A 17,243-nucleotide genomic window follows, 5' to 3' on the forward strand; every position below is an offset into this window, starting at 1 on the left:
AAAATATTATAATAACCTAAACTTGTTATGATAAGGAGAGATTGGATGAGTACAGAGGTTAATAGCCAGAAAACAGTGGCCGTCAATGCCGGTGCAGAAACTTTTTACAATTATATTGGCGGGGAATGGGTACCTTCAGTGACAGGGGAAACGTATCCGAGTGTGAACCCAGCCAATACAGATGAGGTACTGGGTTACTTTCAGAAATCGAATGAGATTGATGTGCAAAAAGCAATCGAGAGTGCAAAGAAGGCTTTTCCTGAATGGAAAAATACATCTCCAATCAGCCGGGGGGACATCCTTTTTAAACTGATTTTTCTCATCCAGCAGGAAAAAGAGGAATTAGCAGAAATCATTACGAAGGAAGTCGGCAAAACGATCGGGGCAGCCCGAAAGGAAGTGGATGCAACGGTTCAGGCTCTGAAGCATTTCAGCGGCGAGGCGAATCGGATTTCAGGTGAAACCGTGCCTGCGATTGATCCGAAAACCTTTGCCTGCACGATACAGGAGCCGCTGGGAGTGGTGGCTGTTGTTACGCCATTTAATTTTCCGCTCGGAATCGCCATTTATAAAATTGCACCTTCCATGCTGGCTGGAAATACGATCATCTATAAGGCTGCAAGCGATACGTCTCTAATCGCAGTGAAGGTAGTCGAGCTGTTTGAAAAGGCTGGAATGCCAGCGGGCGTGCTGAATATGATCACGGGCCCGGGTTCTGTCGTGGGAGAAGAGCTTGGAACCAATCCGGAAATTAAGGCAGTCTCGTTTACAGGCTCCTCCGATGTCGGCATCCATCTTGGCAAGCTTGTGACAGCCCATGGCGGAAAAATGCAGGCTGAAATGGGCGGGAAGAATGCGACAATTATTCTGGAGGATGCCAATCTGGAAGAGGCTGTCCAGAGCGTGGTCATCAGCGGGTTTTATAATAACGGCCAAAGCTGTACGGGAACCAGCCGCGTGATTGTGCCCCGGTCCATTTCACGAAAGGTCATTGAGCTGCTGGTTGAAAAAGCAAAGCAAGTAAAGGTTGGCGATGGGGTTCGGGAAGGAAATGACAACGGTGCGGTTGCGAATAAGCATCAAATGAATACGTATCTCCATTATGTGAATAGCGCCATCGAAGAAGGAGCGGTGCTCGAATATGGCGGAAAGCAGCTGACAGATGGCGATATGGCGAAGGGCTATTTCGTCGCTCCGACTGTTTTCAGTAAGGTTACGAAGGATTTTACAATCGCCCAGGAAGAGATTTTCGGGCCGGTTGTGGCTGTGATGGAAGTGGATTCTTACGAAGAGGCGATTGAGCTTGCAAATGATACGGAATTTGGCTTGTCATCCGCCATTTTTACAAATGACCTTCAGAAGGCATTCGATTTTGTCCGGAAAATTGAAACAGGGGTCACGCATGTGAATATCCCATCCAACCATTATGAAAACCAGCTCCCGTTTGGCGGCAAAAAAACATCCAGCATTGGGCCGCGTGAACAGGGCAGCACCGCATTGGATTTCTGGCTTGATACAAAAACAGTTTATATAAAACCTTGAGGAGGGAGAGGATGAAAAACATAGGAGTAATTGGCTGCGGGGCCATGGGAAAGGGTATTGTGAAAAATTTAATCAAAAACGGGTATAAGGTGTTTGCTTATGATCCAAGTCAGGATGCACTGGCGAAATGCGAGACGCTGGGGGCCATTCCCCAGCCTTCTCCATTCGAGGCAGCAAGACAGGCGGATCTAGTAATTTCTTCATTGCCTGGACCAAGTATTGTGAGAGATGTTATGATGGGTGGAAGCGGAGTCTTTCCTGCTTTAAAGCCTCACAGTTTCGTGCTGGATATGAGCACCATTGACCCAAAAACAGCCCAGGAGTTGAATCAGGCTGCAAAGGAGCAAGGCATCCATTTTTATGACTGTCCGTTAAGCGGGGGACCTAAGGGTGCTGATGCCGGTACGTTGACCATAATGGTTGGGGGAGACGATAGATATTTGCCGGACATTCGCCCGGTCCTGGAGAGCGTAGGAAAGGATATCTTTCTGCTCGGCCCTTCAGGATCAGGCCAGGTGGCAAAGCTGTGCCATAATATGCTGGTTGCTTTAACGACTGCAGGCTTGGGGGAGGTCCTTGCAGTGGGCGAGAAAGCAGGTGTCAGCCGGTCTCAGCTGGCGGAAGTCATTCAAAGCGGGTCTGCGCATAATCGCGTGCTGACCGTATTCGGTGAAAATATCCTTCAGGATACATACGAGAATGTGCTGTTCAGCCTGGAGCACATGAATAAGGATATTCACTTATACAAAGACACAGCTGAATTTTATAGCGAAGATTCTCCTTTGGGCCAGCTGGTGTGCGATATCTATGAAAAGGCGATGGAGCAAGGGAAGGGCAAGCTTGATTCTTCCGCCGTGTGCGGATCTATCTAGTAATCTTTTAATCCAGGGGGGAGAACATGAAAAACGAAAAGACAGAAATTTTAAAAGATTGGCGCTTGCATGCCGTTGTGCTGGTTCTGGTTGCGGCCACCGAAGCGATTGGACAGATCAGCTTTAAAGTTGGCGCAGGGGTTATTCTGCTGCTGCCTATGCTTTATGCTTTTTTCCTGGGGCTGGGTCTTTATTTCACTCCGCTTATTAAGGAAAAACAGGCTAAAAATGCAGAGCCCCTCATCGTGCTTGGGGTTACTCTTTTAATTGCGAAAATTGGCGTAACAATTGGGCCGCAAATCGAGGCAATCATTGCGGCAGGGCCATCATTATTGCTGCAGGAACTTGGTAACTTGGGAACGATCTTATTTGCACTGCCAGTGGCCATTTTTCTTGGCTTTAAAAGAGAAGCCATTGGCATGACCCACTCGATTGGCCGGGAGCCGAACGTCGGGCTGATTATGAATAAATACGGATTTGATTCGCCAGAAGGCAGAGGAGTAATGGCAATTTATATTTTCGGTACTGTGTTTGGTGCTGCCTTCCTGGGATTGATTTCCGGATTTCTGGCCACCATTACCCCGCTCCATCCGCTGTCTTTCGCGATGGCATCAGGGGTGGGAAGCGGCAGCATGATGGCTGCTGCCAGTGGATCGCTTGTCGCTGCCTTCCCTGAAATGGAGGCGCAGATTGTTGCCTTCGCAGGCGCCAGTAACCTGCTTTCACTTTCTACAGGGCTGTATGCAAGTATTTTCATTGGATTGCCTCTTACTGAAAAGCTGTACAGCATCATGATGAAGCGTAAAGAGAAAAAGGCTGCGGAAAAAGGGGGAGATATCCATGCTTAAAAACATAACAGAGTGGTTCCTGATTTTAGGCATATTCGGTCTTTCGGCGCTGATAGGCAACTGGGTAGGCTACGATATCCTGCCGTCTGCAGCCATTCCAGGCATGCTTGTATTAATTGTCATCAGTGTGCTCGGACTGATTCTTGAAAAAGTGCTGCCAGGCAATATCCCGAGCGTCGGATATATCGGGATTATCGGAATCATCGTTTCCATTCCAGGAGTACCAGGATCTGAATATGTTGTCGAATGGACAACCCAGGTCAATATTTTGGCTCTTGCTACCCCAATTCTGGCTTATGCAGGCATCTCAATCGGAAAGAACTGGGCTGATTTTTCCAAGCTGGGCTGGAGAAGCATTATTGTTGCAGTCTTCGTGTTTTTCGGAACCTTCATCGGATCTGCAGTTATTGCTGAGATTATTTTACGTATGCAGGGAATTATTTAATGAATTGCGGCCTGGCAGGCGGATATCTGCCGGGCTTTTTGCTCTGCATCTGTCATTTTTTAGCACTGCCTCAAAATATATCGGTCAAAAATGCCATTTTATCGGCCGGTTTTCCGATATATCGGTCACTTCGCGTTCCATCAACAATCTATTAATCTCACAGAGAAAAAACAAATAAGAAAGAGTGAATAGCATGAACCTTTATGAACAGTTAATAAAAGATTATGACCAGGAACTAACCCACTCAGGTGTAAACGGTGAAAGATTGGCCTCAAGACTTGATGAGCTTTCAAGGATAGGCCTCTTGGATAGTGGCGGGGTGACACGCCCAGGCTATTCTGCCGAAGAGAAAAAAGCAAAAGAGCTAGTAATCAAGTGGATGAAAAACGCTGGTCTTACTGTGACGGCAGATGGAGCAGGAAATGTATTCGGCAGATTGGAAGGAAACACGGAAGGACCTTCAATCGCTTCGGGTTCCCATGTTGACAGTGTTCCAAATGGAGGGCACTTTGATGGGCCATTGGGTGTTCTTTCGGCTTTGGAGGTCGTAGAGTCATGGAAAGAAACAGGATACATACCAGAGAAGCCGTATGAAGTTGTGATTTTCTCAGATGAAGAGGGTTCGAGATTCAAGAGCAGCTTAACAGGCAGCCGGGCATTTATGGGTCAACTGAAGCCGGAAGAAATGGATAGCCTGCGGGATGAGAATGGCAAATCGTTTCGCGACGTATTGAACGAATATGGAAGCAGTGCGGAAGCGTGCTTAAAGGCAGGAGAAAACAGACGTGAAATCGAAACCTTTGTGGAAGTCCATATTGAGCAAGGGAAGGTGCTGGAAAGAGAGAATCAGCCAGTTGGAGTGGTAAAAGGCATTGCAGGGCCAGCCTCGCTGGAGGTTACCTTTACAGGAGAAGCTGGACATGCAGGAAATACGCCGATGGCTGGACGAAAAGATCCGCTGGTGGCTGCCTCATTGTTTGTAGCTGCCATTGAGAAATTTCCAAAGCAGGTCAGTGATACAGCTGTTGCCACTGTCGGCAAGCTGAACGTGCATCCAAATGGTTTCAATGTCATTGCCCAGAAAGTAATACTAACCGTTGATATCAGGGATATTTTTGAAGAAACCCGGGATCAGCTGCTTGATCAAATTAAGACCAAAGCGGTGAAAATAGCAGAGGAACGAAGTATTGGTGTGCAAATGAAGCTGAATGCCAAAATCAAACCTCTGCCAATTCATGAAAGTCTGCAGGCAGGTATAGCAGAATCCCTGACTAAGTTCAATATTAATCCTGTTTATATTCCGAGCGGAGCCGGCCATGACACGATGATCGTCGGCACGGAAATGCCAGCCGCCATGCTGTTCGTCCGCAGCAGGGATGGCATCAGTCACAATCCGCGGGAATGGACATCATTAAATGACTGTGTACATGGTGTACATGTTTTGAAAGATTTTGTTGAAGGGCTTTTGAAAAAATAGCAAAAAGGAGAAATCCCCATGATTATCCGCCATATAAAACCAGCAGACGCCGAGGCGCTGGCCGGCCTGATCACACAAGCAGAAAACGAATCAGACTACATGCTTTTCGAGCCAGGTGAAAGGAAGACCTCAGCCGAGGCACAAGGAAAAAGAATTGAAGCCATTCAAAAAGAAGATCATTCGACCATCATCGTCGCGGAAAAAGATAGCCGATTGATCGGCTTTGTAATGGCAATTGGCGGTGCGGCAAGGAGAAATAAGCACTCAGCCTATCTCGTTGCCGGTATCCTCAGCGAACACAGAGGCCAGGGCATCGGCACCAAGCTGTTTGAAGAGCTTGACCGCTGGGCGCGTAAACACGATATCCACAGGCTGGAACTTACAGTTGTTATCCGTAATCAGGCAGGAGTCGCCCTTTACAAAAAGGCGGGATTCCAGATTGAAGGCACTAAGAAACATTCGCTTTTGATAAACGGTGAATTTGTCGATGAATACTATATGGGTAAGCTGTTATAAAAGAAAGGCCATTTTCTGAACACAGAAAATGGGCCTTTCTTTTTTTGTACTTCTGCCAGGTAAAATATCCTATTTTAACATTTAAAAACCCTGAAATATCAAGAAGGGCCCATAAAATTTCACGGAATAAAACAAAAAATCAGAATTTTAATTGAATTCTAATCCTGTAATCTTGTATACTTGTAATACAAGTTTGAAAAAGCGCTTACATTTCTAATGGAAAGGGAGGATTTTATGATTCAAAAAAAGTGGAAGATTATCATATCGGTTCTGACACTTGTTTTCATTGCCATTGTTGGCGTGCGGACAGCGGCCGAGAACAAGGATAAAAAGTTCGTATCCGTTGCCACTGCTTCAACAGGAGGTACATATTACCCGATTGGGGTTGGAATGGCTAATATTTGGAGCAGCCATTTAAAAGGAGAGAAAATCCAGGCGAGCGGCCAGTCTTCAGCCGGCTCCATTGAAAATATTGAACTGCTTCGTGAAGGGGAAGCACAGCTCGCCATTCTTCAGGGGTTAATTTCGTCCCAGGCCTATGCCGGTGATGGCTCCTTTGAAGGAAAGCGCTATGAGGATTTGCGCACGATCTCCATGCTCTGGCCAAATGTGGAGCATTTTGTGCTGATGAACAGCAAGATCGAAAGCGGAACTATCGACGATATAAAAGGAACGCAATTTTCTGTAGGGCCGCAGGCAAGCGGTACGGAGCAATCTACAGTCGTGATGATGGAAGGCCTTGCGCTCACGAAAAAGGATATTTCTCCTGAGTATCTTGGCTACAGTGACACGGTTTCCGCGATGCGCGATGGGAGATTGGATGGAGGTTCCCTTCCGGCAGGTATTCCGATTTCCGCTGTAACAGATATGTATGCAAGTAATGTGAAAGCATCGATTTTGGAAGTAACTGACGAGCAGCTGGATGCCATTAATGCAGTATCTGACAGCTGGTACCGCTATGTGATTCCTGGAGGAACATATCCGCGTATTGACGAAGATATCAACACCATTGCCCAGCCGAACCTTTTATCCACAACAAAAGAAATGGACGAAGAAACAATCTATGTTTTAACCAAAACGCTCTATGAAAATCTGGATGAAATGTATGAGGTTCATAGCTCTGCCAAGGAAATGACACTGGAAACCGCCCTTGATGGAGTATCTGTTCCATTGCATGCCGGAGCTTACAGATATTTTAAAGAAGCAGGTCTTGATATACCTGAAAATCTAATTCCGCCGGAAGCGAAATAAAGGAGGGAAATCGATGACAAAATCAACAACCGAACCCATTGTACAGCCAGCCAATCTGGATAAAGAAGCAGGCGGCGGCATGCGGCTGCTGGAGGGTCCATACAAAAAAGCGGCTGCCATCATTGCTGTTTTGTTTTCTGTTTTTGCTATTTATTCGAATGGATTATCCAATATTCAAGAGATTTATAGAAACCTGATTTTCCTGGGCATCCTGCTGGTTATGACTTTTTTCTATTATCCGGCCGGAAAATCTTCCAATCAAAAAAGGTTTACAGCCCCTGATTACGTATTTGCGGCGCTTGCCATTGCAGGTCTTGGCTACCTGCTCCTGAATTACACAACGATTCATGTGGACCGGGGCTCCCAGCCGATTATGATTGATTATATCTTTGGAGCCATAACGATCATCGTCCTCCTGGAAGCTTCAAGACGGGCAGTTGGGATCTTTATCCCGATCCTGTGTGGAGGCGCTATTGTATACGCCCTGTTTGGCACCTACTTCCCATGGATTTTCGGGCATGCCGGCTTTTCACTGGAACGCCTGCTGTACCGTCTTTATATGACGACGGAGGGCGTGCTGGGTTTAACACTTTCGACGGCCTCCACGTTCATCGTCATGTTCGTCCTGTTTGGTGCCTTCCTGTCTGTCAGCGGTGCCACCCAGCTTTTCAATGATCTCGCCCTTTCCATTGCAGGCAGAAAGCGTGGAGGCCCTGCCCAAGTGGCGGTCATCTCCAGTGCACTGACAGGATCATTGAGCGGAAGTGCAGTGGCCAACGTCGCGACAACAGGAGCTTTTACGATTCCATTGATGAAATCCATTGGTCTTAAGCCTAAGTTTGCCGGTGCCGTAGAAGCGGCTGCTTCAACAGGCGGAATGATCATGCCGCCGATTATGGGCGCTGCCGCATTCATTATGGCCGGTTTCCTTGGAATCTCTTATACAACGGTCATCCTGGCAGCGATCATTCCAAGCTTTCTCTACTATATCGCACTGATTTTTGCCATTGATATTGAAGCGAAAAAGCAAGGCCTGAAAGGCATCAGTAAAGAAAATATCCCGGATGTCGTCAAAATCCTGAAGGAACGCGGTGTCCTGCTTATTCCAATCATCGTTGTCATCACAACACTATTAATGGGAAAGACAGCTCTATTTGCCGGATTTGCCGGAATCGGTGCTGTCATTGTGGCGAGCTGGCTGGCAAAGGATAAATCTTCAAGAATCACGATCTCTAAAACAATTGAAGCTTTCATTGAAGGCGGAAGAGGGACGATTCAAGTCGGGATTGCCTGTGCCGCTATCGGAATCATCATCTGCGTTGTCACCATGACAGGAATTGGATCTACATTAGCTTATAATATTGTCGAATTAACGGGCGGTCAGCTTTGGCTGATTTTAATCGTCGTCATGCTCACCTGCATCGTTTTAAGTATGGGGCTCCCATCCACAGCTCTTTATATCGTCGTTGCAGTTACGGCAGCTCCTGCACTTGTGGAGGCTGGCGTTAATCCAATCGCTGCCCATTTCTTTGTGTTCTGGTTTGGTGCATTGTCCAACATTACGCCGCCTGTGGCTCTGGCATCATATACCGCAGCGGGACTGGCTGGCGCCAATGCGATGCAGACATCATGGGAGGCGCTTAGAATTTCACTTCCGGGCTTTATCATTCCGTTCATGATTGCCTATAACCCTATTATTCTGCTTCAGGCAGCAGAGGGAGAAACGGTATCCATTTTATCAGTCGCATTAGTGGTCATCACAAGCACACTGGGCATTTACGCCCTAGCAAGTTCGCTTGGAAATTACCTGAATGCCAAGCTGACGATACTTGAAAGATTCCTAATGTTTGCAGGGGCATTAATGCTGATTAAACCAGGCATGATCACAGATATTGCCGGACTTGGGCTTTGTGTGTTTGCGATTCTCTTCCACATCATCAGAGTAAAGAAAAGCAGTTCAGTCGAAATCACCATATAAGGAGCTAACATCCATGAAAATCGAACGAAAAAAAATCTCGGCCCAGGTGCTGGATCAGCTGAAGGAAATGATAAAAGACGGCAAGTTCCCGCCAAATGAGCCGATGCCATCCGAGAATGAGCTGGCCAAACTGTTTGGCGTCAGCCGTGCGCCTGTTCGAGAAGCATTGAGCGTATTATCTGCCAGCGGGATTATTGAATCCAGGCAAGGCGGCCGCAGCTTCGTCAAAGAAGTTAATATGGCAGACATGCTTGGTTCGTTAGCGATTGAATATATCCCCGTGGAACAGATTTTTGAGCTATTGGAAATGCGGAGGATTATGGAGACACAGGCAGCAGCTATTGCTGCCTTGCGTCGTGATGAGGCCGATCTGGAAAAAATGAAACTGGCGCTCGATCAATTTGAGATTACGCTGACGAATCCTGAAGCGTTAGGCGATCTGGCAGACGTTAATTTTCATAAACACCTGATCGAAGCAACGAAAAATCGTTTCATGATACAGGTAATGGAAAATATCGATGATCTGTACCGAAAAGCAATTGCCTTTTCCCTTAAGAAGAATGTGGGTCTTCCGGCAAAGCGCGAACAGGTTTTTCAGGAGCATATGAGCATTTTTACAGCTATTAAAGAACAGGATGAAGAAAGAGCGGCAAAGGCGATGCGAGTGCATCTTGAGAATGTTACAAAGAAATTGAAGGTGAACGAAGGGGAAGGAAAGAAGGTGCCATTGTGATCACCGAACAAATTGTTGAGCGGCTGAAAAGCATCATGGGATCAGAAAATCGCGTTTTGCTTGAAAAAGCAGACCTGGTTTCTTATTCATACGATGGCTCATTTGGAGCCTATATTCCGGAGATCATCCTGCAGCCAGTTTCGACTGAGGAAGTGGCAGGCATAGTAAAGCTCGCCAATGACATGAAAATACCAGTCTATCCAAGAGGCAGGGGAACGAGTCTAAGTGGAGGCCCGCTCCCTGTCCATGGCGGGATGGTCCTTGATTTTTCCAGGTGGACACAGAAGCTGATCATTGATCCGGAGGATACCGTTGCGATTGTATCTCCCGGAGTCATCACAGCTGATATTGACCGTGAAGCGCAGCGGAATGGGCTGATGTATCCGCCAGACCCAAGCAGTTCCCATGTTTCTACAATTGGAGGGAACCTTGCTGAGAATGCCGGCGGGCCGCGCGGTTTAAAGTACGGAGTTACGAAGGATTATGTATTGGGCCTCGAGATCGTCACGCCAGAAGGGGACGTTATCCGAACAGGCGGGCGGACGGTCAAAAACGTCACAGGCTATGACCTGACGAAGCTGATCGTTGGGTCGGAGGGGACGCTGGGCATCATCACAGAGGCCACCCTTCAGCTGATTCCAAGGCCGCAGGCCACCCAGACGATGATGGTCATATTTGATGACATTATTGATGCCGGAAAAGCGATCTCGGCTGTGCTCACTTCCGGCATCCTGCCTTCCAAAATGGAAATCATGGATCAGGCTTCCATCAGGGCGGTGGAAGAGTTTCAGCCGATCGGTCTTCCAATAGATGTGGATGCCATTATCCTGATTGAGCTTGATGGCCATCCAATTGCCATAAGGGATGAAAGCGAACAGGTGAAGCAGGTGTGCCTGGACGTCGGGGCAAGGAAAGCCATCATTGCTAGGGATGAGGAATCTGCCGAGAACCTGTGGAAAGCGAGAAAGCTCGTTTCCCCTGCGATTGTCAGGAAAAAGCCAACGAAAATTTCCGAGGATGCTACCATTCCAAGAAGCAAGATTCCTGAAATGTTCAGAAGGCTTCAGGAAATCAAAGCAAAATATGAAATTGACTTAGTCGTATTCGGCCATGCGGGTGATGGAAATCTGCATCCGAATATCATTGCAGATAAGCAGGATAAAGAAGAGATGAAGCGTGTGGAAAAAGCAGTAGAGGAGATTTTTACAGCAGCGATTGAATTGGGTGGAACCCTCTCAGGCGAGCATGGAATCGGGACCATGAAGGCGCCGTTTATGGAGATGGAGCTTGGGGAAGCGGGACTGGACATGATGAAACGAATGAAAAAAGCGTGGGATCCGAACAACATTATGAATCCGGGCAAGATTTTTCCTGAGACAAAAGGACAAAAGCTGGTGTTAGTCCATGACTAGCCAGCTTGCCTATAAAGAAACGTTCGACTGTGTCCAATGCGGCTATTGTCTTCCAGCATGTCCCACATACGCCAGCATGGGGAAAGAAAGTCATTCTCCACGGGGCCGGATCAATCTTGTGCAAATGGCGGCGGAAGGAAAAATAACCATCGATGAAATGACAGAATCGATGGAGCTCTGCCTTGGCTGCCGCGCCTGTGAGACGGCATGCCCAACGAATGTGCAATATGGAAAAATTCTCGAATCATTTAAGGAAGTAAAGGCTGCCGAAGCACCAGCTCCATTCATGGAGAACTTGGCTCTGCAGAAGGCATTGCCGAATAAAAAATTGCTGTCAGCCATGAGAGCTTCACTTCGGGCCTATCAAAAAACGGGTATGGACACCTTGGCCCGCAAAAGCAAGGTGCTAGGCATTCTTCCCGAACAGCTTCGTGCTTTTGAAGAAATAGCACCTCCTGTGGAAATGCCAAATAAACAGCTGAGAACAGGCAGCCATAGCCTTCGGCGTGAGCCGAAAGCCCGCGTCGCTTTTTTTACAGGGTGCATTATGGATGTGTTTTTTGCCAAGATCAATGACCTCAGCATCAAGCTGCTGAGGCATGCTGGCTGTGAAGTCACTGTGATCAAGGAACAGACCTGCTGCGGCGCGCTGCAGAACCATAGCGGAGATACGGGAACATCCAGGAAACTGGCGAAGGAAAATATTGCGGCTTTTGAAAAAGGGAACTTTGATTATGTGGTTAATGCGATTGGCGGCTGCGGTGCGATGCTCGTTGAATATGATCACCTTCTCGCAAATGATCCGGAATGGGCAGAGCGTGCCAAGGTGTTCGCACAAAAGAATAAGGATGTAAGTGTAATACTGAACAAACTCGGAATCAGTTTCAGCCGGGAACTCTCAGGTGCTGTGACCTATCAGCCATCCTGCCATCTGTTAAATGTGCAGAAGGTGGCGGACGATCCCGTTCAGCTCCTCGAAAGCATACCAGGCATTACATATGTTCCGCTTCCGAAAGGGGATATGTGCTGCGGATCGGCGGGGATTTATAATATTGTCCACTACGAAGAATCCATGGAAATCCTTGATGCCAAAATGGAACATGTCCAAAAGATCTCGCCGGACATCATCGTCACGTCCAACCCTGGATGCCATTTGCAGATGGGCCTCGGGGTTAAGCGCGAAGGGCTTGAAGACAAGGTCCGTGTTGTCCATATTATTGAATTACTGGCAGAAGCCTGCGGGATTGATCATAAATAAGAGAAAGGGTGGAGGATCATGTATGATTACATCATTATTGGCGGGGGCATTGTTGGCCTGTCAACAGGAATGGAGCTGCTGAGCCGGTTTCCTTCAGCAAAAGTGGCCATCCTGGAAAAGGAAAGCCATGTAGCGGCCCACCAGACGGGCCATAACAGCGGTGTCATCCATTCCGGAATATACTATAAACCCGGAAGCTATAAAGCCAGGCTTGCCAAAAAAGGCAGTGAATCCATGACGGAGTTTTGCCGGGAGCATGGTCTTGAAGTGGATATCTGCGGAAAAGTCATTGTCGCGAGCGAAGATTTCGAGCTCCCGCTATTGGACGATCTATATCAGCGCGGTTTAGACAATGGTCTTGGCATCCGGATGATTGACCATGGAGAGCTCCATGAAATCGAGCCGCACGTGAATGGAAAAAAGGCAATTCATGTGCCAATGGCTGGCATTGTCAACTATAAGCAGGTTTCGGAAAAAATGGCTGAGATCATCACAGCAAAAGGCGGGGACATCCTGCTGAATCATAAAGTACTAGCCATTGACGAAACGGCTCAGGAAGTAATCGTCCAGACCAGCATGGGAGAGGTAAGGGGAGCATACTATGTAAACTGCGGCGGCCTGCAGTCAGACAGGATCGCCAAGCTTGCCGGATTGAAAACGGATGTCAAAATAGTGCCATTCAGGGGCGAGTATTTCATGCTCAAACCGGAGAAAAGCAGCCTCGTCAAAAATCTGATCTATCCTGTGCCAAATCCCAACTTCCCGTTCCTCGGGGTCCATTTTACCCGCATGATTAACGGAGCCATTGATGTTGGCCCAAATGCCGTTCTAAGCTTTAAGCGGGAGGGCTATAAAAAGACGGATCTCAATGTGGCAGACCTTATGGAGGTTGTGGCTTATAAAGGCTTCTGGAAGCTGGCAAAGAAATATATGAAAGAGGGAGTGGAAGAAATGATCCGCTCAGCATCCAAGGAGCTCTTCATGAAAAATGTCCAGAAGCTCATGCCGGATATCCAGAAGGATGATATTGTTCCCGGGCCGGCCGGTGTCAGAGCGCAAGCCTTGAAGGATGATGGCTCATTAGTCGATGACTTTTTCATTGTGCCGAGCAAACGCTCCATTCATGTTCTAAATGCACCATCTCCGGCCGCGACGGCATCCATTGAAATTGGAAAAGAAATCGTCAGGAAGATGGACGGAATGTTAAAGATGGAATCAGCTGTTTAAGTAATTGGAGAATAATTCAAAATCCCCTGAACCATAATATGGAAGAAAGGGGATTTTTACATGAAAGCTACTACAGTGATCAGGCTGCTTCATTTGGTCATTCCTTGGCTGACCATATTTTTTCTGCCTAAAAAGTCCTTCAATAAATTTTCCACCGTCTCGGTTTTTGCCGGAATTTTAGTGTTCATTATGAGCATCCTGGCCATTCCTTTTAAATGGTGGACAGTTGAGGGCGGACACTTTAAGAAATTGCTCAATGATCTAACCTTCATACTGGGCCCGTTTTTTATCGGGACCTTATGGATTTTTCATTTTACCTTCGGAAACTTTAAGCGTTATCTGGCTGTCAACGCTATCATGGACTTTCTATTCGCCTATCCGCTTAATTATTTGTATGAAAAATTTAATTTATATAAGCTGGTCAAATTTAAGCCCATCTATATTTTCCTGTTCTTCACCACCTACGCATGGATTATTTATGGATACCAGGAATTTTTTCATCGTAACCACAGATAAGAAAAAAGCCGCTCCCTCATGGAACGGCTTTTCTCGTCAGCATTCTCCATTATGACACTCGACCCCGATCACACGGAAGCCATTTGCATCCAGTTCTTTCTTGATTTTATCCAAGGTTTCTTCTGTGGTATCCTTCGGCAATGTAAAAAGGATACGGCGGATCAGGCTGACATGGAAGTTGGATGAGTCCAGTGAAATGACTCCCTGTATATCGCTATATTTACTGATGATGCTGCTTATCTTTTTCAGTGTTCCCTGTGTGCCATAGCTTCCCACAGTCAGGGTATAGCTTCCGCGGTTCAGTCCCCACGCTTCCTCCAGCAGTTCCAGTACGGCCGCATGTGTCAGCAAACCGACAAACTGCCCATTTTCATTTTCAACCGGCAGATAAGGATATCTCTTCAGCGTGAAAAAGGCTTTCATGAAAGAGTCATCCTCATCAATTACGGTCTGCTGGTCTTTAGCCAGGACCGTAATGGGTTCATCCAAAGAATGATTCTCCTTATATTCTAAAATATCAACCTTATAGATATTGCCGGCAAACTTTGTATGTGTGGCATCCAGAATAGGGACACAGCGGTAACCAGTTTCGTTTAGAAACTGCAGCGCCTGTTCCAAATTAAAGGTTTCATCACAAAACCGGACATCTCTTTTCTCTACCATCTGATGGCGAATCAGCATTCCAGCATCCTCCTTTACCCCTAACCTTCTCTATTCTATGCCGGTGCCTTTTTGGCAATGATAAGAAATTAAGTGAATCCCCCTGCGAAAACTTGTAAAATAAGAAAAAGCCATCATCAGGAAAGGTGCTGAAAAGAACGTGGAAAGCATTACAGTTGTATCGCTGCTGGATGTGATTGGAGAACTGTTTTCCGATGAGATTTCCATAGCGGTTTCCAATACAAGTGAATATATTTATTACCGGCCGAGCAAGCGCATCGATTTGAAAATCAGGCCGGGTGACAGGGTGAAGGAAGGAACCATCGCCTTTAAGGCTTTAGGGACACAGCAAAGAGTGTCGGAGTTTATTGATCGCGATGTATTCGGTGTTCCGTACCACGGCATGGCGGTTCCATTTTTGCATGAAGGAAAGCTTGAAGGCTGCGTAACCGCTATTTTTCCGGCTTTGACGGACGGCAAATCGGTTGTGACAATGAAAACGAATGATGGCTGGATTCCGATTCCTTTTTCCGAGGTAGTCTACCTTGAGGCAAAGGATAAGAAGACCTATGTACATACTGGCGGCAATTCAGGCACCCATAAATACTCGCTTCAGGATTTTGAGTATTCGCTGCCGAAGGACAGTTTTATCCGCTGTCACCGCTCCTTCATTGTAAATGTTAATCATATCAAGGAAATCTTTCCTGACACGCATTCCACCTTTCTCCTCGTCATGAAAAATGGGGACCGGGTGCCTGTCAGCCAGTCTTACTCCAGCTATTTCCGCAAATTGCTTGGTTTTTAGAAAATTCTTTCTGTTTCAGCTTTGTAATTTGCTGTTTTATCCGAATTTTCCGTAAGGTTATCGGGAAAGTCCTGGCTCCCTCTTTATCGGGGTAAAATGATTATATATATCATGGCAAAGGGGATGAGCAACATGGAGAAAAATTTAGATCGGATTCGCGACAGCCGCCTGCATGACCGGGTAGTTACACCTGAAGAAGCAGCATCCTGGATTCAGGATGGTATGACTCTGGGGCTAAGCGGCTTTACACGTGCGGGCGATGTGAAAGCGGTGCCATTCGCGCTGGCTGATCGTGCCAGGCATGAGAGTTTTAAGGTGAATGTGTATACTGGAGCTTCTTTGGGATCTGATGTGGATAAGCTTTTTGCGGAAGCGGGGATTTTGGGAAAAAGGCTGCCATTTCAGGCCGATCCGACTATGAGAAAAGGAATTAACCAGGGGGATTTCTTATTTATCGATCAGCATTTGTCCCACACGGCAGAGCTTGTGCGCGCGAAGGTCTTGGATCCTATTGATTTCGCTATTTTGGAAGCGGTTTCTATTGCGGAGGATGGGCTGATCATTCCGTCTACTTCAATAGGAAACTCGCTATCTTTCGCTGAAAATGCCAGACATATCATCATTGAAATCAATCTTGCCCAATCCACGCAGCTGGAAGGTCTGCATGATTTATATGAACCTGGCAGACAGGGGGAACGGAATCCGATTCCGCTGACGAAAGCCGGCGACCGGATCGGCGCTCCGGGAATTAAAGTGGACTTGGATAAGGTGAGGGGTATCGTATTTACGAACCAGCAGGACTCTCCGTCGACGATCGTGCCGCCGGATGAAGAAACTGCCATCATGGCACAGCATCTGCTTCGATTTCTCCGCGGGGAAATTGAAGCAGGCAGGCTGGCAAATAGCCTGGCACCGCTGCAGTCGGGTATTGGGTCCGTTGCGAATGCCGTGCTTCATGGAATGCTCGACTCTGAGTTTGAGAATCTGGAAGTCTATTCAGAAGTACTGCAGGATGCGGTATTTGATTTGATGGATGCCGGAAAAGTGAACTTCGCTTCCTGCTGTTCTATCACTCTATCAGATGAAAAAATGAAACAGGTTTTCAAGAACTTTGACCGATACAGGGACCGTTTAATCATGCGTCCGCAGGAGATATCCAACCATCCTGAAATCATCCGCCGCCTCGGCTTGATTTCGATCAATACAGCCTTGGAGCTTGATATCTATGGAAACGTGAACTCCACCCATGTCCTTGGAACGAAAATGATGAACGGTATCGGCGGATCCGGTGATTTTGCCAGAAATGCGCGCCTGGCGATCTTCGTGACAAAATCAATTGCCAAAGACGGCAAGATTTCAAGCATCGTCCCATTCGTTTCCCATGTCGACCACACCGAGCATGATGTCGATGTCATTGTGACAGAACAAGGCTATGCAGACCTGCGAGGGCTGGCTCCAAGGCAGCGCGTCGAACTGATCATCGAGAATTGCGCACACCCTCTGTACCGCGACCAGCTTCGCGAATATTACCGGGAAGCCCTCACAAGAGGGGGACAGACTCCGCACGTACTGGAAAAAGCCCTTTCCTGGCACACAGACTTCACCAGGAATGGAACCATGCTAAAAGAAACAGCAGCAGCTGCTCCTCAGTGGAGCTTCTGCTAAAGCAGGCAGTGCCAGGCACCCATACCGCTTCATTCAGC

16 protein-coding genes are annotated in these 17,243 nt (G+C 47.3%); 15 read left to right on the forward strand and 1 reads right to left on the reverse strand.

Translation table 11 applies throughout. The features are described from left to right. Nucleotides 1-45 precede the first annotated feature (45 nt). The 13 genes from AC0VZ9_RS04895 to AC0VZ9_RS04955 all read left to right on the forward strand — a co-directional run bounded on the left by AC0VZ9_RS04895 (nucleotide 46) and on the right by AC0VZ9_RS04955 (nucleotide 14,075). Nucleotides 46-1,542 carry an aldehyde dehydrogenase family protein gene (locus AC0VZ9_RS04895; protein WP_475397080.1) on the forward strand — a complete coding sequence of 499 codons (1,497 nt, stop codon included), beginning with the start codon at nucleotides 46-48 and terminating at the stop codon, nucleotides 1,540-1,542. 11 nt (nucleotides 1,543-1,553) lie between these two features. Then, a complete protein-coding gene (locus AC0VZ9_RS04900; RefSeq protein ID WP_009335082.1) occupies nucleotides 1,554-2,414 on the forward strand; it encodes an NAD(P)-dependent oxidoreductase in 861 nt (286 codons plus the stop codon). 26 nt (nucleotides 2,415-2,440) lie between these two features. Next, on the forward strand, nucleotides 2,441-3,262 hold the full coding sequence (locus AC0VZ9_RS04905) for a DUF3100 domain-containing protein (protein WP_009335081.1): 822 nt from the start codon (nucleotides 2,441-2,443) through the stop codon (nucleotides 3,260-3,262). After that, entirely contained in the window at nucleotides 3,255-3,707 is a 453-nt protein-coding gene (locus AC0VZ9_RS04910; RefSeq protein ID WP_009335080.1) for a hypothetical protein, read from the forward strand. Before AC0VZ9_RS04905 ends, AC0VZ9_RS04910 begins: the two co-directional genes overlap by 8 nt. Nucleotides 3,708-3,900: 193 nt before the next feature. After that, nucleotides 3,901-5,184: a M20 family metallo-hydrolase gene (locus AC0VZ9_RS04915; protein WP_252245974.1), complete on the forward strand. Its 1,284-nt coding sequence runs from the start codon at nucleotides 3,901-3,903 to the stop codon at nucleotides 5,182-5,184. A gap of 18 nt (nucleotides 5,185-5,202) precedes the next feature. Beyond that, nucleotides 5,203-5,700, forward strand: coding sequence for a GNAT family N-acetyltransferase (locus AC0VZ9_RS04920; RefSeq protein WP_009335078.1), 498 nt, complete (start codon nucleotides 5,203-5,205; stop codon nucleotides 5,698-5,700). A 234-nt stretch (nucleotides 5,701-5,934) separates the two neighbouring features. Then, nucleotides 5,935-6,951 (forward strand): TAXI family TRAP transporter solute-binding subunit, encoded by a 1,017-nt coding sequence (locus AC0VZ9_RS04925; RefSeq protein WP_009335077.1) that lies wholly within the window; start codon nucleotides 5,935-5,937, stop codon nucleotides 6,949-6,951. 13 nt (nucleotides 6,952-6,964) lie between these two features. After that, nucleotides 6,965-8,929 (forward strand): TRAP transporter permease, encoded by a 1,965-nt coding sequence (locus AC0VZ9_RS04930; protein WP_217025817.1) that lies wholly within the window; start codon nucleotides 6,965-6,967, stop codon nucleotides 8,927-8,929. Nucleotides 8,930-8,942: 13 nt separating this feature from the next. Further along, nucleotides 8,943-9,662, forward strand: a complete 720-nt coding sequence (locus tag AC0VZ9_RS04935) for a FadR/GntR family transcriptional regulator (protein ID WP_251263871.1) — start codon at nucleotides 8,943-8,945, stop codon at nucleotides 9,660-9,662. Further along, nucleotides 9,659-11,074 (forward strand): FAD-binding oxidoreductase, encoded by a 1,416-nt coding sequence (locus AC0VZ9_RS04940; protein WP_251263870.1) that lies wholly within the window; start codon nucleotides 9,659-9,661, stop codon nucleotides 11,072-11,074. Before AC0VZ9_RS04935 ends, AC0VZ9_RS04940 begins: the two co-directional genes overlap by 4 nt. Beyond that, nucleotides 11,067-12,332: a (Fe-S)-binding protein gene (locus AC0VZ9_RS04945; protein WP_009335073.1), complete on the forward strand. Its 1,266-nt coding sequence runs from the start codon at nucleotides 11,067-11,069 to the stop codon at nucleotides 12,330-12,332. The genes AC0VZ9_RS04940 and AC0VZ9_RS04945 overlap by 8 nt, the downstream gene beginning before the upstream one ends. Before the next feature lie 18 nt (nucleotides 12,333-12,350). Continuing rightward, on the forward strand, nucleotides 12,351-13,559 hold the full coding sequence (gene lhgO, locus AC0VZ9_RS04950; RefSeq protein ID WP_009335072.1) for an L-2-hydroxyglutarate oxidase: 1,209 nt from the start codon (nucleotides 12,351-12,353) through the stop codon (nucleotides 13,557-13,559). A gap of 60 nt (nucleotides 13,560-13,619) precedes the next feature. Next, nucleotides 13,620-14,075, forward strand: coding sequence for a hypothetical protein (locus AC0VZ9_RS04955; protein WP_009335071.1), 456 nt, complete (start codon nucleotides 13,620-13,622; stop codon nucleotides 14,073-14,075). A 36-nt stretch (nucleotides 14,076-14,111) separates the two neighbouring features. Here AC0VZ9_RS04955 and cbpA read toward each other — a convergent pair whose 3' ends face one another. Then, entirely contained in the window at nucleotides 14,112-14,756 is a 645-nt protein-coding gene (gene cbpA, locus AC0VZ9_RS04960; RefSeq protein ID WP_217025813.1) for a cyclic di-AMP binding protein CbpA, read from the reverse strand. Between the two features lie 139 nt (nucleotides 14,757-14,895). Between cbpA and AC0VZ9_RS04965 the strand changes: the two genes are divergently transcribed. Further along, on the forward strand, nucleotides 14,896-15,540 hold the full coding sequence (locus AC0VZ9_RS04965; RefSeq protein WP_217025812.1) for a LytTR family DNA-binding domain-containing protein: 645 nt from the start codon (nucleotides 14,896-14,898) through the stop codon (nucleotides 15,538-15,540). 132 nt (nucleotides 15,541-15,672) lie between these two features. Beyond that, nucleotides 15,673-17,205 carry an acetyl-CoA hydrolase/transferase family protein gene (locus AC0VZ9_RS04970; RefSeq protein WP_217025811.1) on the forward strand — a complete coding sequence of 511 codons (1,533 nt, stop codon included), beginning with the start codon at nucleotides 15,673-15,675 and terminating at the stop codon, nucleotides 17,203-17,205. Nucleotides 17,206-17,243 lie beyond the last annotated feature (38 nt).

This window comes from Cytobacillus sp. QJM3NY_8 (genome assembly GCF_056173585.1).